This window comes from Allobosea sp. P4_E12, assembly GCF_056401655.1.
Genome location: NZ_JBFUIY010000008.1, coordinates 230,515 through 253,825, shown reverse-complemented (window position 1 = coordinate 253,825; position 23,311 = coordinate 230,515). Strand labels below are relative to the sequence as shown.

23 protein-coding genes and 1 pseudogene are annotated in these 23,311 nt (G+C 65.5%); 14 read left to right on the top strand and 10 right to left on the bottom strand.

From position 1 onward, the window contains the following. The first annotated feature begins 514 nt into the window (after window positions 1-514). Both AC1DW9_RS13140 and AC1DW9_RS13135 read left to right on the top strand, forming a co-directional pair. Window positions 515-790, top strand: a complete 276-nt coding sequence (locus AC1DW9_RS13140; RefSeq protein WP_441490683.1) for a YMGG-like glycine zipper-containing protein — start codon at window positions 515-517, stop codon at window positions 788-790. A 318-nt stretch (window positions 791-1,108) separates the two neighbouring features. Then, complete coding sequence (locus AC1DW9_RS13135; protein WP_441504881.1) at window positions 1,109-2,545, top strand: patatin-like phospholipase family protein; 1,437 nt, start codon at window positions 1,109-1,111, stop codon at window positions 2,543-2,545. A gap of 49 nt (window positions 2,546-2,594) precedes the next feature. Here the strand turns inward: AC1DW9_RS13135 and hydA are convergent, their stop codons facing one another. After that, a complete protein-coding gene (hydA, locus tag AC1DW9_RS13130; RefSeq protein ID WP_476775039.1) occupies window positions 2,595-4,037 on the bottom strand; it encodes a dihydropyrimidinase in 1,443 nt (480 codons plus the stop codon). A gap of 71 nt (window positions 4,038-4,108) precedes the next feature. Here hydA and AC1DW9_RS13125 point away from each other — a divergent pair. Further along, window positions 4,109-4,525 (top strand): annotated as a pseudogene (locus tag AC1DW9_RS13125) (NHL repeat-containing protein); the annotation flags it as partial. A 109-nt stretch (window positions 4,526-4,634) separates the two neighbouring features. Continuing rightward, window positions 4,635-4,937, top strand: a complete 303-nt coding sequence (locus AC1DW9_RS13120) for a hypothetical protein (RefSeq protein ID WP_476775132.1) — start codon at window positions 4,635-4,637, stop codon at window positions 4,935-4,937. Window positions 4,938-5,026: 89 nt separating this feature from the next. Here AC1DW9_RS13120 and AC1DW9_RS13115 read toward each other — a convergent pair whose 3' ends face one another. From AC1DW9_RS13115 to AC1DW9_RS13095, 5 genes are all read right to left on the bottom strand, one after another. Then, window positions 5,027-5,701: an amino acid ABC transporter permease gene (locus AC1DW9_RS13115; RefSeq protein ID WP_441490687.1), complete on the bottom strand. Its 675-nt coding sequence runs from the start codon at window positions 5,699-5,701 to the stop codon at window positions 5,027-5,029. Next, a complete protein-coding gene (locus AC1DW9_RS13110; protein ID WP_441490688.1) occupies window positions 5,701-6,375 on the bottom strand; it encodes an amino acid ABC transporter permease in 675 nt (224 codons plus the stop codon). The genes AC1DW9_RS13115 and AC1DW9_RS13110 overlap by 1 nt, the downstream gene beginning before the upstream one ends. Before the next feature lie 9 nt (window positions 6,376-6,384). Next, window positions 6,385-7,152 (bottom strand): amino acid ABC transporter ATP-binding protein, encoded by a 768-nt coding sequence (locus AC1DW9_RS13105; protein WP_441490689.1) that lies wholly within the window; start codon window positions 7,150-7,152, stop codon window positions 6,385-6,387. Then, a complete protein-coding gene (locus tag AC1DW9_RS13100) occupies window positions 7,149-8,024 on the bottom strand; it encodes a substrate-binding periplasmic protein (RefSeq protein WP_441504878.1) in 876 nt (291 codons plus the stop codon). Before AC1DW9_RS13100 ends, AC1DW9_RS13105 begins: the two co-directional genes overlap by 4 nt. Before the next feature lie 108 nt (window positions 8,025-8,132). Then, entirely contained in the window at window positions 8,133-9,098 is a 966-nt protein-coding gene (locus tag AC1DW9_RS13095) for a LysR family transcriptional regulator (protein ID WP_441504877.1), read from the bottom strand. 120 nt (window positions 9,099-9,218) lie between these two features. Between AC1DW9_RS13095 and AC1DW9_RS13090 the strand changes: the two genes are divergently transcribed. The 8 genes from AC1DW9_RS13090 (at window position 9,219) to AC1DW9_RS13055 (ending at window position 17,572) form a co-directional block, all read left to right on the top strand. Continuing rightward, window positions 9,219-10,316 carry a DUF917 domain-containing protein gene (locus AC1DW9_RS13090; RefSeq protein ID WP_476775038.1) on the top strand — a complete coding sequence of 366 codons (1,098 nt, stop codon included), beginning with the start codon at window positions 9,219-9,221 and terminating at the stop codon, window positions 10,314-10,316. Window positions 10,317-10,457: 141 nt separating this feature from the next. Beyond that, window positions 10,458-11,807: a dihydroorotase gene (locus AC1DW9_RS13085; protein ID WP_441490694.1), complete on the top strand. Its 1,350-nt coding sequence runs from the start codon at window positions 10,458-10,460 to the stop codon at window positions 11,805-11,807. Between the two features lie 11 nt (window positions 11,808-11,818). Beyond that, window positions 11,819-13,063: a hydantoinase/carbamoylase family amidase gene (locus tag AC1DW9_RS13080; protein WP_476775037.1), complete on the top strand. Its 1,245-nt coding sequence runs from the start codon at window positions 11,819-11,821 to the stop codon at window positions 13,061-13,063. A 4-nt stretch (window positions 13,064-13,067) separates the two neighbouring features. Continuing rightward, a complete protein-coding gene (locus tag AC1DW9_RS13075; protein WP_441490696.1) occupies window positions 13,068-13,739 on the top strand; it encodes a flavin reductase family protein in 672 nt (223 codons plus the stop codon). Next, on the top strand, window positions 13,736-14,425 hold the full coding sequence (locus tag AC1DW9_RS13070) for an aspartate/glutamate racemase family protein (RefSeq protein WP_441490697.1): 690 nt from the start codon (window positions 13,736-13,738) through the stop codon (window positions 14,423-14,425). Before AC1DW9_RS13075 ends, AC1DW9_RS13070 begins: the two co-directional genes overlap by 4 nt. Continuing rightward, window positions 14,422-15,846, top strand: a complete 1,425-nt coding sequence (locus AC1DW9_RS13065) for an FAD-binding oxidoreductase (RefSeq protein WP_476775036.1) — start codon at window positions 14,422-14,424, stop codon at window positions 15,844-15,846. Before AC1DW9_RS13070 ends, AC1DW9_RS13065 begins: the two co-directional genes overlap by 4 nt. Before the next feature lie 8 nt (window positions 15,847-15,854). After that, window positions 15,855-16,787 (top strand): dihydrodipicolinate synthase family protein, encoded by a 933-nt coding sequence (locus tag AC1DW9_RS13060; RefSeq protein ID WP_476775035.1) that lies wholly within the window; start codon window positions 15,855-15,857, stop codon window positions 16,785-16,787. Further along, a complete protein-coding gene (locus tag AC1DW9_RS13055; protein ID WP_441490700.1) occupies window positions 16,787-17,572 on the top strand; it encodes an SDR family oxidoreductase in 786 nt (261 codons plus the stop codon). The genes AC1DW9_RS13060 and AC1DW9_RS13055 overlap by 1 nt, the downstream gene beginning before the upstream one ends. A gap of 267 nt (window positions 17,573-17,839) precedes the next feature. Here AC1DW9_RS13055 and AC1DW9_RS13050 read toward each other — a convergent pair whose 3' ends face one another. Genes AC1DW9_RS13050 through AC1DW9_RS13040 form a run of 3 tightly spaced genes read right to left on the bottom strand, consistent with a single transcriptional unit; the run spans window position 17,840 to window position 20,571 of the window. Then, on the bottom strand, window positions 17,840-18,859 hold the full coding sequence (locus AC1DW9_RS13050) for an ABC transporter substrate-binding protein (RefSeq protein WP_441490701.1): 1,020 nt from the start codon (window positions 18,857-18,859) through the stop codon (window positions 17,840-17,842). A 49-nt stretch (window positions 18,860-18,908) separates the two neighbouring features. After that, a complete protein-coding gene (locus AC1DW9_RS13045; protein WP_441504867.1) occupies window positions 18,909-19,775 on the bottom strand; it encodes an ABC transporter permease in 867 nt (288 codons plus the stop codon). Window positions 19,776-19,791: 16 nt separating this feature from the next. Next, on the bottom strand, window positions 19,792-20,571 hold the full coding sequence (locus AC1DW9_RS13040; RefSeq protein ID WP_476775034.1) for an ABC transporter ATP-binding protein: 780 nt from the start codon (window positions 20,569-20,571) through the stop codon (window positions 19,792-19,794). 103 nt (window positions 20,572-20,674) lie between these two features. On the opposite strand from AC1DW9_RS13040, the gene AC1DW9_RS13035 reads away from it, so the two are divergent. Next, complete coding sequence (locus AC1DW9_RS13035) at window positions 20,675-21,340, top strand: response regulator transcription factor (protein WP_441490817.1); 666 nt, start codon at window positions 20,675-20,677, stop codon at window positions 21,338-21,340. After that, complete coding sequence (locus AC1DW9_RS13030) at window positions 21,327-22,697, top strand: sensor histidine kinase (RefSeq protein ID WP_441490704.1); 1,371 nt, start codon at window positions 21,327-21,329, stop codon at window positions 22,695-22,697. The genes AC1DW9_RS13035 and AC1DW9_RS13030 overlap by 14 nt, the downstream gene beginning before the upstream one ends. Before the next feature lie 14 nt (window positions 22,698-22,711). On the opposite strand, the gene AC1DW9_RS13025 is transcribed toward AC1DW9_RS13030, so the two are convergent. Then, on the bottom strand, window positions 22,712-23,233 hold the full coding sequence (locus AC1DW9_RS13025) for a 2'-5' RNA ligase family protein (protein WP_476775033.1): 522 nt from the start codon (window positions 23,231-23,233) through the stop codon (window positions 22,712-22,714). Window positions 23,234-23,311: the final 78 nt, after the last annotated feature.

The window sequence follows — 23,311 nt, the reverse complement described above, 5'->3', positions numbered from 1 at the left end:
GGAGGGCAACGCTCTTTCCAGCTGAGCTACGGGCGCAATCCGTGGATGGTGGATAGCTGATTGCCGGACGCTCGGTAACAGGCGTTTGATCGAAGGCCGAACTGGAGAGGGCGCAGGTTCAAATCCTGTTGGGCGGGCCGATTAAGTCGAAGTTGATATTCCGGGGCTGGTAGCCGTGGCGGACCGGCGGCTCGTTGCGATCATCAGGAAGCAGCTTGCCGGATGGGGCCACGCCCACTTCACGACGGATGCATCCGCCTATCGGCCGGCCGCGCCCCGAAGCGCCGCCGACCGCTTGGTCCGCTTCGATGATCCGTGGCCAATCGGTTGCGACCCCAGTGCGGGCAGCGGGCTCGCGTAGGGCGCGTGCCAAGCGGCGGTTTTCAGCCTTCGGTTCAGAGCGGCAAGAAACGCCATGCACATAGATTGGGACGCAGGGCGATGGCAGGTTCGGCTGCTTGGCCTAGATTGATGCGTTCGCATTCGCGCGCACTCTTGAACAAGGAGCCCCATAATGATCCGTTCGATCACGTTCGCCGGCTTTATCGGCCTCGGCCTCTTCCTCGCAGGGTGCAACCCTGAGTCTCAGTCGCAGCGCACGCTTGGCGGCGCGGCAATTGGCGCTGGCGGCGGTGCGCTCATTGGTGGGATCGCGGGCGGCGGACGGGGGGCCGCGATCGGTGCCCTCGCTGGTGGCGTGACCGGTGCGGTCGTCGGCCGGGCGACAACCCCGAACAACTGCATCTTCCAGGACAGGAGCGGTCGCCGTTTCACGGGGCCCTGCCCATAGGGCACGCCTGAGCGCAGCTGCGGGCCAAAGGGCGGGCCGCCTGGCAGTATCTGGTCTCGTACACGGCCGCTCCGCTGGGGTGGCTGCTGTGCGTGAGGGCCAAGACCGCAACCCCTATCGGGGCGGCCCGTCGCACCGGCGACGGTCCGGCCTTCATGAGTGAACGAAACTGCGTCGGATGCCGGCGCAGTCAATGGCGGGATTCCGAGCCAGGACCTGATTGCTGGTTGCAATTTGATCGAGCGGTTCGACCGAATCGGCTATGTGCCGGGATGTCAGTTACGTAACCAGTCATCGTGCGACGGTGCCGGAGAGCGAATGAGGCTGCTTGCTGAGAAGGGCGTGAAGGCCATCTGGCTGATGGCCACGCTCATCCTCTGCGGCTGCTCGGCTGCGGATGTCGGGCCCGTCAATAGTCACGCGGAGAAGACGCCGCCACCGTCGCCGGAATTCGTCCCCGATCGCGGGGATGACGGCTCGATGGTCGTTGGCCTCGCCTTCTCGGGAGGCGGCGTTCGCGCTTCGGCCTTTTCCTACGGCGTCCTGCGTGCGCTTGACGATATCGTCGTCGACGAGAAGCCTTATCGACGCACGATGGTCGATAATGTCCGGATGATTTCCGGGGTCTCCGGCGGCGCCATTACCGCGGCCTATTTCGGCTATCGTGGCCGCGACGATTACCGTGATTTCGATGATCGCTTCTTGTTCCAGCACGCAGAAGCGAGCATGGAAACATCGCTGGCGTCACCCTTCAGCCTGTCCCGGGCAGTGGCTGGCGGCGTCAATGACCGAAATACCTTTGCACGCTGGTTGAACGATAATCTGTTCGATGGGGCAGATTTTACCCGTTTCAAATGGGCGAACGCACCGTCCGTCTGGATCAGCGCTTCGGATATCTACAATCGGACGCCTTTTCTATTTAGCTACGATACCTTTGCGGCGCTCTGCAGTGATCTCGACAAGCTGAAGATTTCGGATGCGGTGGCAGCCTCCGCCGCCGTGCCTGTCGTCTTTGCGCCCGTCGTGCTGGCTGCCACCAAACAGGATTGCGGCTATAGCCGCCCCGCCTGGTTGAAGGAGGCGCTGAGCGGCTCCAACCCATCCACGCGACTGACGGCCTACGCCAACGCATTGCACTCCTATCATGCCGAAGACGGCATCAAGTTTGTGCGGCTGATGGATGGCGGGCTGACGGACAATCTGGGCATAACGGGTTTCGTCCTCGAAAGAAGCGCGTCAAAGACACCGCACGGACCATTATCGGCGGAGCAGGCCGTCAAGCTGCGCCATTTCCTGTTCATCGTTGCCGATGCTGGCCGCGGGCAGACGGATGATTGGGGGGCTTCGATGAATGGCCCCTGGCTGGCGCCACTGGTCGAAGCGGCAATCGATACCGGCATGACCTCATCGTCTCGCCATGGTCTCGACGCTTTGAACTTTGCCGTCGAAAGGTGGAAGGAGCGGGTGGTCCGCTATCGTTGCGGGTTGCCGTTGGAAACCGTGCGCCGGATCCGGGGCAGCGCTGACGGCTGGGACTGCCGTAAGGTGGATTTCAAGGTCGAACACCTTGAATTCGCTGATCTGGAACAGAACGTCGCGTCCCACCTGAACCGCGTCGAAACGCGGCTCTCGCTGCCGCGCGAGCAGGTCGAGCTGCTCATCGAGGCCGGAAGGACGGTTGTTCACCGGAGCGCGGCCGTGAAGCAGGCGGTCGACGATGTCCGCCGCGCTGCGGGCGTCAGCGGGGGAAATTGATCGCGAGGCCCCTGTCGTACAGACAACGGCGCGTCTGCCAGAACCGGGCCTAACCAAATGGATTGAACGGCGTCGGGAAACGTCCGGTGGGAGCGATTTCCGCATAGGCCGATCGCGCAATCAGCTGTCCGGCTCCGGGCTGCGCAAGCACATTGGTGCCGTCGAAGATCAACTGGCCGCGCTGGTAGGTCGCAGTGGGGTAGCCGAGCACCTCGAGCCCCTCATAGGGCGTGTAGTCGCTGCCATGGTGCTGCAGCGCGTTGGTCAGGCGCATGCGCTTGGTCGGATCGAAGACGACGATATCGGCATCGGCGCCGATCGCGATGGAACCCTTGCGCGGGGCAAGCCCGAAACGGCGCGCCGGATTGGTCGCAACGAGCGAGACGAACGTGCGCAGATCGATGCGCCCCTTGGCGACCCCCTCGGAATAGAGAATCGGCAAGCGCGCTGCGAGGCCGGGAACGCCGTTCGGGATCTTGTTGAAGGGGGCCGTTTCGCCGTGCTGCTTCTTGCCGCGCGGATCGTCGAAACGCAGCGGCGAGTGATCGGACGAGACGATATCGATGACGCCGTCTCGGATGAGCTGCCAGAGCGCCTCGCGATCGGATGGTGGCCGCAGCGCCGGCGAGATCATGAACTTGGCGCCTTCGAAGCCCAGCCGGTCCATGTCGGATTCGCTGAGCACGAGATACTGCGTGCAGGTCTCCGCCCAGGCCTTCTGGCCGCGAGCCTGGGCGCGCGCCACCTCCTCCCCGGACTGTGCGCCCGAGACGTGGAAGACCTGGACCGGGGTGTCGAGCGCCTCCGCCAGCGCCAGAATGCGGTGGGTCGCTTCGCGTTCGACCACCATGGGTTTCGCCCAGGCAAGATGCTTTGGTGCGCTCAGCCCTGCCGCCAGCAGCGCCTGCGTCAGCCAGCCGATCAGTTCGTGATGTTCGGCATGCACGCAGACGAGTGCTCCGGCATGTCGCGCCGCCGCGAGCACCTGCAGGATCTGCGCATCGGCGAGGCGATTGCTCTCATAGGTCATGAAGACCTTCACGGAGCGATGCCCCGCTGCAACCAGCGCCGGCAGTTCCCGCTCGAGCACCTCGGGCGTCGGGTCGTTGATCAGCAGGTGAAAACCGTGATCGATGCGCGCCTGCTTCGCTTTCGCGCCATAGGCCGCAACCGCCTCGGCAAGCGACCCGCCGCGCGTCTGAGGCGCGTGGCAGACGATCGTCGTCGTGCCGCCCGCCGCAGCTGACGCTGTCCCGCTCGCAAAATCGTCGGCGATGTCGGCGCCGGACGAGAAGGGCTGGTCGAGATGCACATGCGTGTCGACCCCGCCCGGAAGGACCAGCAATCCCTTCGCATCGATATCGGTGTCGCCTCGAGGCAGACCGGCGCCGATCGCGGCAATCAACCCATCCTTGACGCCGACATCGCAAACAGAGATGTCGGACGCGGTCACCGTCGTTCCGCCACGAATGACGAGATCGAAATCGCTCATTGCAGTTCTCCGGTTCTGGCGGCTGGCTCGCCATTCACAAGCCGGCGCGGCTGCGCCGCAGTCTCGAGGGGATGATGAAGACGGAATTGCGCGTCCGGTTGGGCGAGCGGAGCTTTGGCGTCGAGCGGCCTTGGGGCGATCTGTCCCAAACGTCGGGAAAGATCACCGACGTCACGAACGATGCCGAAGGTCGCGCCTATGTGCTGCTGCGCTCCGACGTCGCGGTCGACGCTCCCGGCCCCTGCGTCGTGGTTCTCGACCGTGAGGGATGCCGGATCGCGAGCTGGGGCGAAGGTCTCTGCGTCGATGCGCACAAGATTGCGGCAGGCCCCGATGGCGTGATCGCCATTGTCGATCGTGATGCTCACCGCATCCTGTTCTGCGACCGGGATGGCGCCGTGCGGCGCCAGATCGGCGGGACGCATCAGCCGGGCGCGCCGTTCAATCATCCCAGCGATATCGCCTTTGCCCCGGACGGAGGATTCTATGTGGCGGATGGCTATGGCCACGCGCTCGTGCATCGTTTCGACCGCGCCGGGCGGCATCTGTCGAGCTGGGGCTCCGTCGGCAGGGCGCCCGGCGCGCTCCTGACGCCACATGGCATCTGCGTTCGTCGCCGATCGCGAGAACAGCCGCGTGCAGGCCTTCACCGCCACCGGCGATCTGCTCGCTGTCTGGGATGGGTTTCTGCGGCCGCAGGATGTCGTCGTCGATGCCGCCGATCGCATCCATGTCTGCGACTCGATTCCCACGCTCAGCCTGCTGGCCCCCGATGGGACCCTGCTCGGCCGCTGTCGTCCGGTGCTGAACGGTGCACATGGCATGTGGCTCGCGCCGAACGGCGATATCCTCCTTGCGGAGACCAGCCCCAACCGCCTGACGCGGCTGTTCCCGGTCTAATGCATCGGCCCGAACAATGGGTTGCGGTGTCCGGGAGGGCCGATGCAAACACGGATGACCTCGCCGCTGGTCCAGATGCGGGCCGGCGCTCATCCGGCCTGCGCGACGGCCCTGTGCTGCAGGCGCGACACCATCCGGACGAACGGCCAGAACATCAGGAAATAAACGATCGCGACCGCAACCAGCGGCGTCGGGTTGTACAGAAGGCCCTGGGCGAGCTGCGCGGAACGCAGCAGTTCCTGCAGGGCGACGGCTGAGGCGATCGAGGTCTGTTTGACCAGCTCGACCGTGTTGCTGATCAGGTCGGGCAGCACATTGCGGGCGCCTTGCGGCACCACGACATAGGTCATGCTCTGGCGCCAGGTCAGCCCGGTGGAGCGCGCCGCTTCGCGCTGACCCTTCGGCACGGACTCGATGCCGGCACGGAAGATCTCGGCAAAGTAGCTTGACCCGTTGAGGGTCAGTGCGAGCACGGCCGCGGTGAACTCGTTGAGCTTCAGCCCGAGGAAGGGCAGGCCGAAGAAAATGAAGATCAGCAGCACCAGCGGCGGGATTGCCCGCATGACGTCGACATAGGCGACCAGCAGCATCCGCAGCAGCCTGCTGGGCGAATCCTGCGCCATCGCGATGGCGACACCGCAGGCGACGGATAGCGGCACGGCGACCGCCGCGAGCGCCAGCGTCATCCAGAAGCCCTGCAGGAGCAGTGGCCAGACTTCCCGGAGGACGTCGATATTGAGAAATGTCGTGACGAGTTCGTCCATCACGACCTCGGATGAGCGTAAGCGCGTTCGAGCCAGCGCGTGAAGCGCACGAATGGCAGGAACAGGGCGAGGAACAGCAGCGCGCCAACGGTGAGGGCAGTCGGATTGGCGACGTTCGACTGAATGCTCGATGTCACATTGAGCAGTTCGGGGACCGCGACGACCGAGCCGAGCGTCGTGCCCTTGCTGATACCGATCGCGCGGTTGGTCAGGGGCGGGATCGAGATACGCACGACCTGCGGCAGGATGATATGGACCAGCGTCTGGTTGAAGCCGAGGCCCGTCGAGCGCCCGGCTTCCCATTGGCCCTTGGCGACCGCATTGATGCCGGCCCAGAAGATCTCTTCGGAGAAGGCCGAGAGCACGATCGCCAGCGCCAGGACGGTGGCGGTGAACGGCCCCAGCATCAACCCGAAGGAGGGCAGCGCGAAATAGGCCAGCATGATCAGCACGAGCTGCGGGATCGAGCGAAAGAAATCGATATAGAGGATGATCAGCGCGTTCAGCGGCCTGAAGCCGTAAAGCCGCAGGATCGCGATGGCGAGGCCGAGCGGCACGCCGATCAGCACCGTCAGGATCGACATTTCGATGGTGATGAGGAAGCCGCGCAGGATATCCGGCCAATAGGCGGACATCAGCGAGAAGTCGAAGAAATAGCGGACGATCTGGTCCATGACGTGCTGTCAGGCTCTGGAGCGCGTGACGAAGTCGCGGATGCGCTGGTGTTGCGGCGAGACCAGAATGTCTTCCGGGGTGCCTTCCGCCAGCACCGCACCATGATCCATGAACACGACGCGGTCGGCGACGTCGCGCGCGAAATGCATCTCATGCGTCACGACGATCATGGTCATGCCCATCTCCTTGGTGCGGACCATGACGTTCAGGACCTCGCCCACGAGCTCAGGGTCCAGCGCCGAGGTCGGCTCGTCGAAAAGCATCACCTGAGGCTCCAGCGCCATGGCGCGGGCAATGCCGACGCGCTGCTGCTGACCGCCCGATAGTTGCGCCGGATAGGAGTCGGCCTTGTGCGCGAGCCCGACCAGTTCGAGATGCTGGCGCGCCTTCTGCTCGGCCTCGGCCTTTCCGAGGCCTGCCACCTTGCGCAGCGCCAGGGTCACGTTTCCCAGAGCGGTCTTGTGCGGATAGAGGTTGATGCCCTGGAACACCATGCCGATGCGCCGGCGCAGCAGGTTGAGGTCGACCTTGGCGCCGGTCACTTCCTCGCCGCCGACGCGGATGGTCCCCGCCGTCGGCTCTTCCAGCCGGTTGATGCAGCGCAGGCAGGTGCTCTTGCCCGAGCCGGACGAGCCGACGATCACGACGGCCTCGCCCTTGGCGACCCTGAGATCGACGCCGCGCAGGACCTCGACATTGCCGAAGCTCTTCCGCAGACCGTCTATGGCGACGATCGGGTCTGCGGATGCAGGCGTGATTGCGGTCGCCGACCTCACTTACAGACGGCCTTGTGCTCGGTCGCGTCATAGCCCTCGAAGTCCGGGGCACCGATGCCCGGATAGATCTTCGCCGAGGAGGACGAGGCGTCCGGCTTCACGCCGAACCATTTCTCATGGATCTTGGCGAGCGTTCCGTCCGTCTTGATGCATTCGAGGGCTTCCTCGACCTTGGCGCGAAACGCTGCGTCCTCCTTGCGGAAGGCGATGCCGAAATTGCGACCGCTGTCGAGCACGAACGCAACCTCGGCAGCGGGCGTCTGCGTCGAAACATAGCGCGAGACCGGTGCATCGGCGACGTTGGCGAAGGCACGGCCGATCATCACGGCCTGCACCGCGTCGGCATTCTTGTTGTAGCGCTGGATCGTATAGCCGTACTTGGCTTCGTTGTCGGTCAGCCACTTGTCGGAAATGCTACCATTGTTCACGGTCAGCGCCTTGCCCTTCAGCTCCTCGAGATTGGCGATCTTGCCGCCTTTCTTGACGAGGAAGCCGAGGCCGGTCGGCATATAGGGCTCGCTGAACAGCATCTGCTGGGCGCGCTCCGGCGTGATGTTGGTCGGCGCCGGGATCATCTCATAGCGCTTGGAGAAGAGGCCGGCGAAGATCGCCGAGAAGTTCGAGTCGGTAACGTCGACGCCCGGGCGGCCCAGCTTCTGCGCCAGCGCCAGCGACATGTCATAGGTGAAGCCGGTGGTCTCGCCGGCCGCCGTCTTGAAGCAGAATGGAGCAAAGCCGAGGTCGCAAGCCACTTTCAGCTTCTCATTGGCTGGATGATCGGCGTCCTGGGCCAGCACAGGGGTGACAAGGAGCGCCGCCACGGCGAATCCCTGAACGGCCGTGCGCGCCGCTTTGACCGACAAAAACCTCATCATCCTGCTCCCGTTAGATGTTGTCTCCGGGAGCCGCGATCGCCGCGCCTGTCGCTTGCAACGATCCGGCCGCCCAGAGGCAAAACTCTAACAGTGCGAATTCATGCCTTACCAATCACTTGTTGTCGGGTTGCCATAACCTTGTGTTAAGTCCCCGACGTCGGCCTCCTGGCCATGTCCGCCAGGCGGAGGCGGGACAAGATCGCGCAGGATGTCGACGAAGGCGCGTGCCGTGCGTGACAGGGGTTCGTAGCGAAGTGTCAGCAGATGCGCGCGCACACGCGTCTTGGGGGCGAGCGGACGTGAGACCAGTTCGGGCCATGTCCGGCCGCGCAGGACGAATTCGTCGACAACGGCAACCCCCGCTCCGGCTCTGACCATCGCGCAGGCGACGGGGGTGAAGCGAACGACGGTGCTGATGCGAAGGGGCTCGGGGCCGAAAGCCAGTGCCCTTTGGACAATGTCTCCATAGGGCGTCTGCGGCCCGAAACCGATCAACGGATAGGGGGCGATATCGGCTGGCCGGACGACGCGCAATCGGGTCAGCGGGTGGTCGCGCGGCATGATCGCCATCAGGCGCCCCTCCGTGACCACCTCCGATTGAATGGTCGGCTCGTCCACCGGCAGCACTGAAACGCCGAGATCGGCCCGCGCACTGGTGATCTTGGCTATCACTTCGAGCAGCGTCAGGATCTCGAACTCGACGCGCAGATCGGAAAAGCGCTCGCGCAGCCGCGCGATCGCGTCGGGAACCATGGTCTGGCCGACGCTCGGGCTGGCGACGATGCGGACCGTGCCGGTCCCGCGCTCGCGCAGTTCCTCGGCGAGTTCGTTGACGCGCAGCACGCCCTGGTGGACCTGGTCGACCTCGGTGAAGAGGCGCCGCGCCTCCGGCGTCGGCTGGATCCGACCGCGCACGCGTTCGAACAGGCGCAACTCCAGCCGGTCCTCCGTATAGGCCAGGAGCCGGCTGATGGCTGGCTGCGAGACCGAGAGCAGGCGCGCCGCGCCGCTGATCGATCCGGTGATCATGATTGCGCGGAAAACTTCCAGCTGCCGCAGGTTCAATCGCATGCGAATAACATTCAGTTATGACCTCCAGCCGAATTAGCATGCTTGCTTGGACGTGCCGCCATCTAAGTTCGTCCGGGCTCGGCGGGATGCCGGCATGCCAGGTCGATTCGAGGCTGACCGATGGGACGTTTTCTGACGATTGGGGATGTCGAGGCGGCTATTGCAGGCGGCTCGATCTTTGCTGCGGGCGGCGGTGGCTGGGCCGAGCACGGGCGCATGCTGGGGACTGCAGCGGTGATGGCCGGCCGGCCGGAGTTGGTCTCGATCGAAGAGGCGCCGGACGACGCGATCATCGCGACCGCGGCTGCAATCGGCGCTCCTGCCGGCACGACGGACTGGGAGATGCAGGGCGTCGACTACGTCCGGGCCGTCCAGCTGCTGCAGGATGCGCTGGGCAAGCCAGTCTATGGCCTGATCATCGGCCAGAACGGCATGTCGAGCACGCTCAATGCCTGGCTCCCGAGCGCCCTCCTCGGCGTGAAGGTGATCGATGCCGTTGGTGATATCCGCGCCCATCCCACCGGCGACATGGGGTCGATCGGCCTTGCCAACAGCCCCGAGGCGACGATCCAGACGGCTGTCGGCGGCAATCGCGCCAAGAATTCCTATATCGAGCTCGTGACGCGCGGCGCGACGGGGAAGGTCTCGCCGATCCTGCGCACGGCCTCGGACATGTCGGGCGGGTTCGTCGCGTCCTGCCGGAACCCGGTTCCGGCGTCCTATGTGCGCAAGCACGCGGCGCTCGGCGGTATTTCCATGGCGCTGGCGCTCGGGGAGCGCATCCTGGCCGCCACGCCCAAGGGCGGGCCCGCGGTCATCGACGCAATCTGCGACCAGGCCGGTGGATCGATCATCGGGCGTGGGACTGTTGTCCGCAAGTCGGTGCAGTACACCAGCGAAGCCTTTGATATCGGAACCATCCAGGTCGGCTCCGGCGCCGCGGCACGGATTCTCCATGTCATGAATGAGTACATGGCGGTGACCGATCTCGATGGCGCGCGCCTGGCGAGCTATCCCGATGTCATCACCACGCTCGGTTCGGATGGCCGGCCCGTCAGCGTCGGCCATGTCACTGAGGGCATGGAGCTCTCGATCCTGCGCATTGCCAAGGATCGCATCCCGCTGAGCTCCAGCGTGACGGATCCGAGTGTCTACCCGATCGTAGAGAAGGCGCTCGGGATGGATTTCACGGGCTATGCGCTCGGGGGATCCGCCTGACGCGCACATGCACTGCTTCCGCTGTTGCAATAACGACCGATTATGGGCGACGGCGAAATTGGTATGTTTGGCTCTGAGGCCGAGCAGCTATCGTGACACGCATGGCCTGCGGGCCAGACAGCATCAACCGGGCATCTGACCATGAGTGATTTCGATCTCGTTCTTCGCGGCAATGTCGTTCTGTCCGACCAGATCATCGAGGATGGCTATGTCGCCGTCACTGGTGGCAAGGTCGGCGCTGTCGGTGCGGGTACACCGCCTTCGGCGCGCGAGACGCAGGATTTCCGCGGTCAGTGGATCATCCCGGGCGTGATCGACGGCCAGGTCCATTCCGGGAGCCAGGCCAACCACGAGGGCATCGGCATGTGCTCGCGCGCGGCCGCCGCCGGTGGCGTCACCGTCATGGTCGACATGCCCTATGACGAGCCCGAGCCGGTCACCAACGCCAGGCTCTTCAACGAGAAGGTCGCCATCGTCGAACGCGACGCACATGTCGATGTCGCGCTCTATGCCACGATCACCATCGAAAACGGCCTGCACGCCATTCCGGGCCTCGTCGATGCCGGCGCCTGCGCCTTCAAGTTCTCGACCTTCGAGGCGAACCCGACACGCTTCCCGCGCATCGGCGACGACACGCTCTACGAAGCGTTCAAGCTGATCGAGCCGACGGGGCTCCTTTGCGGTGTCCATAACCAGGACCAGGAGATGACGCGCCGGAACATCGCGCGCCTGATCGAGGCCGGCGATACCGGCTCCGACGCCTTCCTGCGCGCCCATACCCCGCTGGTCGAGAACCTCGCCACGGCGCGGATCTACGAGATCGGCGCCGAGACCGGCGCCCGCGCCCATGCCGTCCATGTCTCGACCTCGCGCGGCTTCGAGATCTGCAACCTCTACAAGCGCGCCGGCTACAGGGCGACGGTCGAGAGCTGCGTGCAGTACTTCATGCTCAACGCCGAGGAGCACGCGCCTCGCTTCGGTGCCAAGATCAAGCACTACCCGCCGATCCGGCCGAAGGCGGAGAGCGAGCTGCTCTGGAGCCACCTCGCCGCCGGTCATTGCGACTTCATCTCCTCCGACCACGTCTCCTGGGGGCTGGAGAAGAAGGGCGACCCCAACATCTTCAAGAACACCTCCGGCGGTCCCGGCATCGAGACCCTGCTGCCGGCGCTGTGGACCGGCTGCGAGGAGCGCGGCATCTCCCCGACCATGGCGGTGAAGCAGCTTTGCGAAGGCCCGGCGAAGGCCTTCCTGCTCGCCGACAAGGGCCGTCTCGCGCCAGGCTCGGATGCCGACATCGTCGTGCTCGAGCCCGGCCGCTTCATCCATGATCCGAGCAAGAGCCTTGCGGCGGTGAAGTGGAGCTCGTTCGAGGGCCGCGAATTCCGCGTGCGGGTGGCTGCGACCTATGTCCGTGGCGCTCTTGCCTGGGATGGCGCGAAGATCTGCAACGAAGCGGGCGACGGCCGCTTCCTGCGGCCTGCGGCGTAAAGCGGCGAACGATGTCGATCGACGCAGAGCGTTTGTGGCGGCGTATCGAGGCGCTGTCCAAGATCACCGATCCCGATCGTCCCTGGACGCGGCGCTCCTTTACGCCGCGCTTCCTCGAAGGACGCAAATGGCTGGCGGCCGAGTTCCGCGCTGCCGGTCTGGAGACGACGATCGACGCAGGCGGCAATCTCGTCGGCCGCTTTGCGGGCGCCGATCCCTCGTTGAAGCCGATCATCATCGGCTCGCATTCCGACACGGTGCCCTCGGGCGGACGCTATGACGGGATTCTCGGCGTGCTGGCGGGACTGGAAGTCGCGCAAAGCTTAATCGAGCGCGGCGACCGGCTGCGGCATTCGCTCGAGGTTTACGATTTCCTGGCCGAGGAGCCGAGCGAGTTCGGCCTCTCCTGCATCGGCAGCCGTGCGCTTGCCGGTGCGCTCTCCGACGAGATGCTGGCGATGACGCGCCCCGACGGCATGACGCTGCGCGAGGGTATCGGCTTCGTCGGCGGCCGGCCCGACGAGCTCGCCTCGGTGCGGCGTACCGCCGAGAGCGTCGCGGCCTATGTCGAGGTGCATATCGAGCAGGGGCGCGTGCTGGAGAGCGAGGGCACGGCGATCGGTGTCGTTACAGACATCGTCGGCATTCGGCGCGAGCGCATCATCGTGTCCGGGCGGGCCGACCACGCGGGTGCGACGCCGATGCCCTTGCGCGCCGATGCGCTCGTCGGCGCGGCCAAGCTGATCGAGGCCGCTTACGAGCGTGCCGGCGCACGATCGAACGATCCCCAACCCCTGGTCGCCACCTTTGGTCGCATCGAGATCAGCCCCAATGCCGCCAATGCCGTGCCTGGTGAGGCGGTTCTGACGCTCGAGGTGCGTTCGGGCGACGAGGCGGCGGTCAAGGCGTTCGGCGAGGAACTGGTCAGCGATCTGAAGCCGGCACTGGCGGCGCTGCGTCTCACTGTGCGGTCGGAACCGATCAGCCATGTGCCGCCGACGGCCTGCGCGCCGGCCGTGCGCTCGGCGATCGCCGCTGCCGCGGCCTCGCTCGGTCTGTCGACGCGGGACCTGCCGAGTGGTGCCGGGCATGATGGCGTGTTCGTCGCCCGCACCGGTCCGATCGGCATGATCTTCGTGCCCTGTCTCGATGGCCGCAGCCACGCCCCGGAAGAGTCGATCGAGCCACAACAGGCCGGGGATGGCGCACGCGTCCTCGGTGAAACGGTGCGCCTGCTCGACGCGACCCTGGGTTGACGCGATGGAGTGGTCCGTCACCGATCTGGCCGAGCGCGATCTCTACAAGCTGCTCGTCAACACCGTGTTGCCGCGGCCGATCGCGCTCGTCACCACCGTGAATGCGCAGGGGCACGCCAATGCTGCGCCCTTCAGCTTCTTCAACGTCTTCAGCCACGCACCGCCGCTCGTCGTGCTTGGCATCGAAGGCCGCGATCTGGGGGATGCCCCGCTGAAGGATACGATGCGCAACATCCGCGCGACGGGGAGTTTCGTCGTCAACCTCGTCGACCGGGCGCTCGTCGACGCGATGCAGGTCTGCGCGATCGATTTTCCCGGCGATGTCGACGAGATCGCAGCCGCCGGGCTTGAAACAGCGCCCGGCCGCAAGGTCGCCGCGCCACGCCTCGCAGCGTCACCGGTCCAGCTCGAATGCCGCGAGACGGTGTCGCTGTCGCTGGGCACACGCCATCGCAACCTCGTCGTCGGCGAAATCCAGCACATCCATATTCGGGATGGCGCGGTCGATGAGCGGCTGCATGTCGACATCGACAAGCTCGACCTGGTCGGCCGCCTGCATGGTTCCGACTGGTATGTCACGATGCGCGACCGCTTCCAGGCGCCGCGCCAGACGCTCGACACCTGGCGCGCGCAACAGAGCGCGCTGCGTGCGAAGCCCGAAGGAGAGGCCCCGTGAGCGGCACGATCTTTGTCATCAACCCCAATTCGAACGGGGCAGTGACCGCCGGCATCGATACCGCGGTGGCGCCGCTGCGCTCGGTCGATGGTCCGCCGATCGAGTGCCTGACCCTGGCCGAGGGGCCTGCTGGCATCCAGTCCCAGCGCGATATCGACGGCCTGATACAGCCCATGCTGAGGCGGGCCGCCGCGCTGGAGAACGAGGCTTCGGCCTTCGTGATCGCCTGCTTCTCCGACCCGGGCATGTACGCGCTGCGCGAGCAGAGCGAGAAGCCGGTGCTGGGCATTGCCGAGTGCGGGGTCCTGACCGCTTTGACGCTGGGCCAGCGCTTCGGCGTGATCGCCATTCTGCCGGCCTCGATCCCGCGTCACTTGCGCTATTTCGGCGCGATGGGTGTGACGGACCGCCTGGCCGGCGATCTTTCGATCGGCCTGACGGTCGCCGAGCTTGCCGATGACGCGCGGACCATGGGACGGATGACCGATGTCGGGCGCACCTTGCGCGATACCCATCACGCCGATGTGCTGGTGATGGGCTGCGCCGGCATGGCGCGTTTCCGGGACCCGCTCGAGCAGGCGCTCGGCGTACCCGTGGTCGAGCCGACGCAGGCTGCGGTGACCATGGCGATCGGCCGCGCCCGGCTCGGCTGGGGCGGCCGCCCGCTTCGGGGACATGCCGCGTGACGGATCTAGTTGCGCGCCTCGCCGACATCGTCGGTGAGAGGCATGTGCTTGTCGATGCCGAAGCGCAGGCGCCGTTCCTGACGGATTGGCTCGGAAAATACAGGGGGGCTGCTGCCGCCATCGTCCGGCCCGGCTCGACCGAGGAGGTCGCGGCCGTGATGGCGCTTTGCACGGCGCGGAGGATTCCGGTCGTGCCCCAGGGCGGCAACACCAGCATGTCGGGCGGCGCGACGCCGGATATGTCGGGGCGCGCCATCGTCGTGTCGCTGACGCGCATGAACCGCATCCGCGCGGTCGATCCGATCGGCAACACGATGACGGTCGATGCCGGCAGCGTGCTTGCCAAGGTCCAGGAGGCCGCGAAAGCGGCTGGACGCTTCTTCCCGCTCAGCCTTGGAGCCGAGGGGAGCTGCACGATCGGCGGGAATCTTGCGGCCAATGCCGGCGGCGTCGCCGTGCTGCGCTACGGCACCATGCGTGAACTGACGCTCGGGCTCGAGGTCGTTCTGCCGGACGGAAGGATCTGGGATGGCCTCACCGCGCTGCGCAAGGATAATACCGGTTACGCCTTGCGGGATCTGTTCATCGGATCGGAAGGGACGCTGGGCGTCATCACCGGCGCGGTCCTGAAACTGTTTCCTCAACCCTTGGCGCGCGCGACCGCTTTCGTCGCCTTGCGCGACGCGAACGCTGCCCTGTCCTTGCTGTCTTCGGTGCGTGCGCGCTGTGGCGATCGCCTGACCGCCTTCGAATTCATGACCGGCGATTGCCTCTCGCTCATCCTGAAGCACAGCGCCGAGGCGCGGTTGCCGCTTGGCGCCGTTCCGCCTGCGGCGGTGCTGATCGAATTGTCCGATGCGGATGACGAGTTGGCGCTGACCGAGCGGCTCGAAGGCGCGCTGGCAGAAGCCGTCGAGACGGAGATCGTTCTCGACGCCGCCATCGCCCAGGATGGTGTGCAGGCCAAGGCGTTCTGGCGCATCCGCGAAGGCGTCTCGGAAGCGCTGGTGCGCGAAGGCAAGGCTGCCAAGCACGATGTCTCGGTGCCGGTCGCGGCCATGGCCGATTTCGTCGCAGCCACCGATGCGGCTGTCATCGCTGCTGCTCCCGGCGTGCGCCCCATCGTGTTCGGCCATCTCGGCGACGGCAACCTGCACTACAATCTGCTGCCGCGTATGGGACAGAGCGATGCGGACTTCGCCGCCCTCGCACCGGAACTCACCCGCATCGTTCATGACGAGACGTGCAAGCGCCGCGGATCGATCAGCGCCGAGCATGGCATCGGTCAGCTTCGGGTCGCGGAGATGCCGCGCTGCAAGGCGCCGATCGAGCTGGACCTGATGCGCTCGCTCAAGACCCTGTTCGACCCCCACAATCTGCTCAATCCGGGCAAGTTGCTGCCCGACCCCGTCGAGAACTGAGGATCATCATGGCGTTGTTGGATGAAGGCGCGAAGGGCGTCTATGCAATCGCGGTCACTCCGTTCACGGAGGACGGCGCGCTCGACCTGCCGAGCACCGACCGCATGGTCGATTTCTACCTCGAGAAGGGCGCCACCGGCCTGACCGTGCTCGGCATGATGGGCGAGGCGCCGAAACTGACGGCAGAGGAATCGCGGATATTCGTGCGGCGGGTCCTGGCGCGGGTGCAGGGGCGTGTTCCGGTCGTGGTCGGCGTCTCGGCGCCGGGCTTTGCCGCGATGCGGGAGCTGAGCGACAGCGTCATGGCTGACGGAGCCGCGGGCGTGATGGTGGCGCCGCCCGCAAGTTTGCGGACGGACGACCAGATCGTCTCCTATTACGACATGGTCGCAAAGACGCTCGGACCGAAGACCCCCTTCGTGCTGCAGGATTTCCCACTGGTCACCAATGTCCAGATCGCCTCCTCGGTGATCCTGCGCATCGTCGCGGCGCAGCCGAGCTGCGTGATGCTGAAGCACGAGGACTGGCCGGGGCTTGCCAAGATCTCGGCCCTGCGTGCGGCCAGCGACAAGAACGGCGGGCGGCGCATATCGATCCTGGTCGGGAACGGCGCGATGTTCCTGCCCGAGGAACTGTCGCGCGGGGCCGATGGCGCCATGACCGGATTTGCCTATCCCGAGATGATGGTCGATGTCTGGAAGGCCCATGCCGCCGGGGACGTCGAACGCGCCCATGACCTGTTCGACGCCTATCTGCCGCTGGCGCGCTATGAGCAGCAGCCTGGTCACGGGCTCGCCATTCGCAAATATCTGCTCGCCAAGCGCGGCGCGATCGCGTCGGGCATGGTACGCAGCCCCGGGTCAGCCCTTTCGGCGGCCGACATCGCCGACATCGAACGTCTCGTCGCCCGTCAGGCGCGGCGCCTCAAGGAGATCAACTGATGGATCTGGGCCTCAACGGAAAGCGCGCATTGGTGCTCGGCGCCAGCCGCGGCCTCGGCGCGACGATCGCACGCACGCTCGCCGCCGAAGGTGCGACGGTGATCGCGGCGGCGCGCAATCAAGACGCGCTCGCCGCCTGGATCGGCGAGCTGCCGGCTGAGCAGCGCGGCCGCGTGGTCGCCGCCACGCTCGACCTTGCGGATATCGCCTCGATCGATGCGCTGGCCGACAAGCTGATTGCCGAGGGCGGCGTCGACATCCTGATCGGCAATTCCGGCGGGCCTCCGCCGGGCGAGGCCCGCGACGCGAAGCGCCTGGACTGGCTGATGCATTTCGAGGCCATGGCGGCCAACCTGTTTCATGTCGCGCAGCGTCTGCTGCCTGGCATGACCGAGCGGGGTTGGGGCCGGATCGTCACCATCGTCTCCTCCGGCGTCGAGCAGCCGATTCCGCGTCTCGCGCTCTCCAATGGCGTGCGTGCCGCAGTCGTCGGCTGGTCGAAGACGCTGGCCTCCGAGGTTGCGGGGCAGGGGGTGACGGTGAATGTCGTGCTGCCCGGTCGCATCCACACCGAGCGCGTCGATCAACTCGACGACGCAGCTGCGACGCGGGCCGGCGCGACGAAAGACGCGATCACGAAGGCCTCGATCGCGACGATTCCGGCCGGCCGCTACGGCAAGCCACAGGAATTCGCCGATGTCGTTGCGTTCCTTGCCAGCGAGCGGGCGTCCTATGTCACGGGCGCCAAGATTCGGGTTGATGGCGGCCTGATCCGAGGGATCTGACGGCTGCGTCCCCCGGTGGATGGGGCCTGGGCGCGTTGGTATGATCTGCGTGAGCCGATCAACCGCGCGCCAATTGGTTCGCGGCAGAATGGCACGCCGGCCGGCCCGGTAGCGAGTGCCTCGGCGGAGCAATCAGAGCCTGCCCGCCTGGTGGGATCCTCGTCCTGCCCGCGATCGCAGCGGGCCCGTAGCATTGCCGGCGCTCAGATCGCGATATTCCGGGCTCATCGCCCGGCATTATGCCGCCGGCGATGAGCCATTGGGGGGCTAGCTGCCGGAGCGACCCGTCAACTGCGGGACGAACATGTCGCTCCACTTGGCCGGCTTGATCTTGATCGTACCTGCACGGTGCATGAATTCGGCGAACTGCATCACGCCGCTCGGAGTCGTCGAGAAACGGGCGTCGGGATCTTCGATCATCGCCTGGATCTCGGCGGCGTCGACCTTCACCTTGGAACTCTTGGCGTAGATCTCGGCCGCGAGCTTCTGGTCTTTGGCGATCAGCGCGTTGGCGTCATCCATCGCTTCGATGAAGGCCTGCGTCATCTTTGGGTTGGCATCCACGAATTTCTTCGGCGCAAAGGTGACGTCGAGCGTGATGTTGCCGAGATAATCGACCGAGTTCAGGACGCGGTGCACGCCCGGTGCCTTGGCTTCGATGTACTGGAAGGGCGGCGAGGTGAAATGTGCCTTGATCTCGGTCTTGCCGCCGATGAGCGCGGCCAGCGCCTCGGGATGCGGCAAGCTCACCGTCATCGGGTCCATCTTGGCGTAGTTCTCGGGGCCGAACTCCTTGGCCGCGATCATCTGCAGAACGACGGCCGCAAGTGAAGTCTTGATGCCGGGCAGCGCGATCTTGTCGCTGCCCGTGAAATCCTTGAGCGACTTCAGCTCGGGCTTGTTGGCGTTCAACCAGAGCGAGGTCGAGCTCATGCCGGAGACGCCGACGACCTCGACATTGGGAATCCCCTTGGCCTTTGCCCAGAGCGTGACGAAGCCGGGTGCGCCGGTTCCCGCAAAGTCGAGCGTGCCGGCCATCATCGCGTCGTTGATGACATTGCCGCCATCAAGCATCAGCCACGTCACCTTGACGTCGCCAAGTCCGGCCGCCTTCGCGCGCTTCTCGAGGAACTGCTGGTCCTGCATCACGATCAGCGGCAGGTAGAGGATGCCGAAGCCCTTGGAGACGCGGACCTCGCTGACCTCGGCCCGCGCCGCACCGGCGCAGAAGGCAGTCCCGATCACGGCTGCGGCAAGCGCCCCCTTGAACCAGTTTGTGTGTTTCATCTGTCGTCCTCCCTTTGATGCGGCCATTCGGCCTTGGTGACTGGATGTTTCAGTGCTGCATGCCCCAGCGGCGGATCGTCCTGCGCTCGATCGTGGCGAAGATGACGTTCTCGACGAAGAGGCCGATCAGGATCACGGTGAAGAGGCCGGCGAAGACATTGGCCGTCTCGAGTTGATTGCGGTTCTCATAGATGAACCAGCCGAGGCCACCCGAGCCGGACGATACGCCGAAGACGAGTTCCGCAGCGATCAGCGTCCGCCAGGCAAAGGCCCACCCGACCTTGAGGCCGGTGAGGATGGCCGGGAAGGCGGCGGGGATCAGGATGAGGCGAACGAGCTTCAACCCACGCAAGCCGTAGTTCTGACCGACCATGCGCAACGTATTCGAGACCGACCGAAAGCCGGCATGGGTGTTCAGAGCGATTGCCCAGAGCACCGAATGCACGAGCACGAAGATCACGCTGCCCGAGCCGAGGCCGAACCAGATCAATGCCAGCGGCAAGAGTGCGATCGCCGGCAAGGGATTGAACATCGAGGTCAATGTCTCGAGCAGGTCCGCCCCGATGCGCGAGCCGATGGCCAAGGTCGTCAGGAGCGCGGCGAGCGCGATGCCGATGCCGTAGCCGATGATCAGGGTCTGCAGCGAGACCAGCATGCGCTGCGGAATGACGCCGCTCGCGATATTGCTGACGAAGGCATCGACCGTCTCGCCGAAGGTCGGGAACAGCAGCGGGTTACCAAGCCAGCGGCCATAGGCCTCCCAGGCAATGGCGAGCACCGCGAGGATCAGCCCCTTGCGCACGAAGCCGAGGCGGTAGGTCCGTTCGATGAGGCTCAGCGACTTGGCCACGACCGGCGCATCGCTCGAATTGACGTCGCGGATGATTTCCGGGCGGAAGGTCAGGAGGTCGGTCATGTCTGTCGTCTCCGTCTCAATGCGCCGCGAAGAGCATGTCGTTGATGCGGGTTTCGAGCGCGGCCTGCGTGCCGGTGCCCATCTCCTCGGGGGGCACGCTGTTGAGCTCGGCCTTGACCTCGCCCGGATGGGGCGACAGCAGCAGGATGCGGGTGCCGATACGGATCGCCTCCTCGATCGAGTGCGTCACAAACAGCACGGTGAAATGGGTGTCGTCCCAGAGCCGCAGCAACTCGTCCTGCATCTTGCGGCGCGTCAGCGCGTCCAGCGCGGCGAAGGGCTCATCCATCAGCAGGACGTCGGGCTCCATTGCCATGCCGCGCGCGATCGCGGCGCGCTGCTTCATGCCGCCGGAAAGCATGTGCGGATAGCTGTCGGTGAATTTCGTCAGGCCGACCTTGTCGATATAGGATTTCGCACGCTCTTCGGCCTCCGGCGCTCCGGCGCGGCCGCTCGAGGTCAGGGCGAAAACGACATTCTCGCGCACCGTCTTCCAGGGCAGAAGCTGGTCGAATTCCTGAAAGACCATCATCCGGTCCGGTCCTGGCCCGGTGATCTCGTGTCCCTTGAGGCGGATGCGCCCCTCGACCGGGCTCAGATAGCCGCCGATCGCCTTGAGCAGGGTCGACTTGCCACAGCCGGAGGGGCCAAGCAGGACGAAACGATCGGACGGATAGACGTCGAAGGAGACGCGGCGCGTCGCCGTGACGACCACATCCGGCGTCTTGTATTGCAGCGTGACGCCCTCGACGGAGAGAAGCGGCGCGGCGGCGCTGGTGGTGAATGGGGCGTGCATCGGCCCTCCCTTGCTTTCGTTTCCCTGCGCACTTGCGGCGCTTGCCATGCTAGTAACCTGCGAACCTGACTCCGACCTGACTCCGACGAAGGATGTTTTGGCCGTGCGCGTTCTCGTCGTCGAAGACACCGCCGATATCGCCGAGGCCGTCGTGATGCGGTTCGAGAAGATCGGTCACGCCGTCGATTGGGAATCGAACGGGCGCACAGCTGCCGAGCTGCTTCAGGTCCAGGCCTATGATCTCGTGATTCTTGATCTGACCTTGCCGGGCGAGGACGGGCTCACGCTGCTCAAGAGCCTGCGCGCGAGACGGCTGAAGACACCGGTCCTGGTCATCACCGCGCGTTCGGCTGTCGACGAGCGGATCAGCGCGCTCGATCTCGGCGCGGACGATTACCTGACCAAGCCATTCGACTACCGCGAACTTGAAGCACGTGCTCGCGCCCTCTTGCGGCGCAGCGCCGGGCTTTCGGACAATATGCTGCGAGTGGGCCCGCTCGTGATCGATCGAGCGGGCCGGGTCGCGAGCATCGGCGACAGGACGCTCAACCTGACGCGCCGCGAGCTGACGGTGCTCGAGATCCTGGCGGCCAGGCCGGACAGGATCGTGCCCAAGGAGGAACTGATCGAGCAGCTCTTCAACTTCGATCAGGAACCGAGTCCGAACGCCGTCGAGCAGTTCGTGGCGCGCTTGCGGCGCAAGCTCGCAGATGCCCCCATCGAGATCAGAACCATGCGCGGCCTGGGCTATCAGCTTGCAACGACATGACCTGCTCCTCTCGCTGCGGGTCCGCATCATCGTCGTTCTGTCGGCGGTGCTGGGGCTCGGCGCGGTCGTGCTCGGCGTCGCCGCCTGGCACTCGGCGACGATCGCGGCACAGCAGGCCTATGATCGGCTGCTCAGCGGCGGCACGATCCAGATCGCGGAGAATGTCTATGTCCAGGGCGGGGTCGTCGCGCTTGATCCCCCCGTCGCCGCGATCGCGACACTCGCCGCCTATGATCTGGTCTTCTACAAGGTGGTCGATCCGCGCGGGGTGGTGGTTGCAGGCTATGAGGATCTCGCCTCGGGGGCGGAACCGGCAGCCGCGCGCAGCGGCGTCGTGCTCGAGGACGGCTCCTTTCAGGGACAGGGCGTGCGCATTGCGACGGTCGCCCGCCAGATCGACGATGCCATGCTCGGCGGCTGGGCAACCATCGTGGTGGCCCAGACGACCGATGCTCGCACGGCGCTTGCGCGCGATCTCACTCTCAAGGCACTGGGTGTCATCGCTGCGATGAGCGTGCTCGCCTTGCTGGCGACAGGCTTTGCGGTGCGCCTCGCCCTGAAGCCGTTGACGCGGATCGAGCTGGAAATCGCAGGACGGCGCCCCGACGATCTGCGCCCGATCCAGACAGAGCCGCCTGTCGAGATCCGCAACCTCGTCCACGCCATCGACGATTTCATGCGCAGGCTTTCCGATCGCATGGCCGTGATGCAACGATTCATTGCCGACGCGGCCCATCAGATTCGCACGCCGCTCGCCGCACTCGACGCCCAGGTCGAGATCCTGTCGAGCGCGAGCCCCTTGAAACGCCGCGCCGAACATATCGCCCGCGTTCGTGAGCGCACCACCGAGTTGGCGCGTCTGACCAGTCAATTGCTCGACCACGCCATGGTCATCCACCGCGCCGACGCGGCACGCGCCGCGCCCGTCGATCTCAACGAATTGGCAAAATCGGTTCTCGCCAAGGCCGTGCCGCTCTCGTTGCCGCGCGAGGTCGATATTTCCTTCACGCCGGCGCCTTCGGCTCCGGTGATCGACGGCGACGCGGTGAGTCTGCGCGAGGCGCTTGCCAACCTCATCGACAACGCACTCGTCCATGGAGCGCATACGAGGCTGTCCGTGACGGTCTCGGCGGACACGGGAAGCGCCTGGATCGAGGTTGGTGACGATGGCGACGGCTTCCCGATCGAGCTGGCGGAAACAATGACCAGGCCCTTCGAGAAGGGCGGGCACTCCAGAGGCTCCGGGCTCGGCCTATCGATCGCCGCGGAAGTCGCACGCGCCCATGACGGCGAACTCACCTTCGCGAGAGGCAGCGGCCTGACGCTTGTCCGGATGTCGTTTTTCCGGCCGAACTGAGCCGATGGGCTCGTCTAGGTTCCGTTCTTGCCAAGCTCGACCGTCTCGATCACCGCCCATTCGGAAATGGGGATGTCCTGGCCTGACCGAACCACGCAGAGCCGGTCAAAGACGATGGCTCTCCCGGCCAGCATGCGCTGAAACTCGGCCGCGGCCGAGGCCTTCGGGGCGGGCGCGACGGGGCCATAGAGCAACGAGACATGCGGCATGAAGCTGTCTGCCATGTCGCTGTCCAGTCGCTGCTTGAGCTGCGCCAGCGGCGCGCTGATGCGAAAACGCGCGTAGAATGACCGGAAATAGGCGTCGCTGGTTTCGATCGCGGCGACCGCCTCCCGGAAGGCCGGGACTGCGGCTGCGGCCTCCGCGATCCCGCCTGCGAGCGCGGCCATGGGCAGATCCGTGTCACCCTTGACCGTCAGATGTGGCGTGACCAGCGGCGTGCCAAAGCGGCCCGAGAGATCCGCAACCAGGCTGGAGAGGAATGCGCCGTCCTCGGCGCTCGGCATCAGCCAGATCGAATGAATTTGGGGTGACATCAAGCCTTCATAAACCTGTTGCACATCGGCGCGAGTGTTCGTTATGTTTATTCCAAGCGGTCCAGAAAATGGAAGAGA

Coding starts and splice junctions, on each gene's coding strand:
- AC1DW9_RS13095 (WP_441504877.1), bottom strand. CDS start 9,098: ATGCGATTGAACCTGCGGCAGCTGGAAGTTTTCCGCGCAATCATGATC.
- AC1DW9_RS13120 (WP_476775132.1), top strand. CDS start 4,635: ATGGCATCTGCGTTCGTCGCCGATCGCGAGAACAGCCGCGTGCAGGCC.
- AC1DW9_RS13045 (WP_441504867.1), bottom strand. CDS start 19,775: ATGACCGACCTCCTGACCTTCCGCCCGGAAATCATCCGCGACGTCAAT.
- hydA (WP_476775039.1), bottom strand. CDS start 4,037: ATGAGCGATTTCGATCTCGTCATTCGTGGCGGAACGACGGTGACCGCG.
- AC1DW9_RS13050 (WP_441490701.1), bottom strand. CDS start 18,859: ATGAAACACACAAACTGGTTCAAGGGGGCGCTTGCCGCAGCCGTGATC.
- AC1DW9_RS13055 (WP_441490700.1), top strand. CDS start 16,787: ATGGATCTGGGCCTCAACGGAAAGCGCGCATTGGTGCTCGGCGCCAGC.
- AC1DW9_RS13075 (WP_441490696.1), top strand. CDS start 13,068: ATGGAGTGGTCCGTCACCGATCTGGCCGAGCGCGATCTCTACAAGCTG.
- AC1DW9_RS13040 (WP_476775034.1), bottom strand. CDS start 20,571: ATGCACGCCCCATTCACCACCAGCGCCGCCGCGCCGCTTCTCTCCGTC.
- AC1DW9_RS13085 (WP_441490694.1), top strand. CDS start 10,458: ATGAGTGATTTCGATCTCGTTCTTCGCGGCAATGTCGTTCTGTCCGAC.
- AC1DW9_RS13110 (WP_441490688.1), bottom strand. CDS start 6,375: ATGGACCAGATCGTCCGCTATTTCTTCGACTTCTCGCTGATGTCCGCC.
- AC1DW9_RS13135 (WP_441504881.1), top strand. CDS start 1,109: ATGAGGCTGCTTGCTGAGAAGGGCGTGAAGGCCATCTGGCTGATGGCC.
- AC1DW9_RS13090 (WP_476775038.1), top strand. CDS start 9,219: ATGGGACGTTTTCTGACGATTGGGGATGTCGAGGCGGCTATTGCAGGC.
- AC1DW9_RS13080 (WP_476775037.1), top strand. CDS start 11,819: ATGTCGATCGACGCAGAGCGTTTGTGGCGGCGTATCGAGGCGCTGTCC.
- AC1DW9_RS13060 (WP_476775035.1), top strand. CDS start 15,855: ATGGCGTTGTTGGATGAAGGCGCGAAGGGCGTCTATGCAATCGCGGTC.
- AC1DW9_RS13100 (WP_441504878.1), bottom strand. CDS start 8,024: ATGAGGTTTTTGTCGGTCAAAGCGGCGCGCACGGCCGTTCAGGGATTC.
- AC1DW9_RS13115 (WP_441490687.1), bottom strand. CDS start 5,701: ATGGACGAACTCGTCACGACATTTCTCAATATCGACGTCCTCCGGGAA.
- AC1DW9_RS13140 (WP_441490683.1), top strand. CDS start 515: ATGATCCGTTCGATCACGTTCGCCGGCTTTATCGGCCTCGGCCTCTTC.
- AC1DW9_RS13025 (WP_476775033.1), bottom strand. CDS start 23,233: ATGTCACCCCAAATTCATTCGATCTGGCTGATGCCGAGCGCCGAGGAC.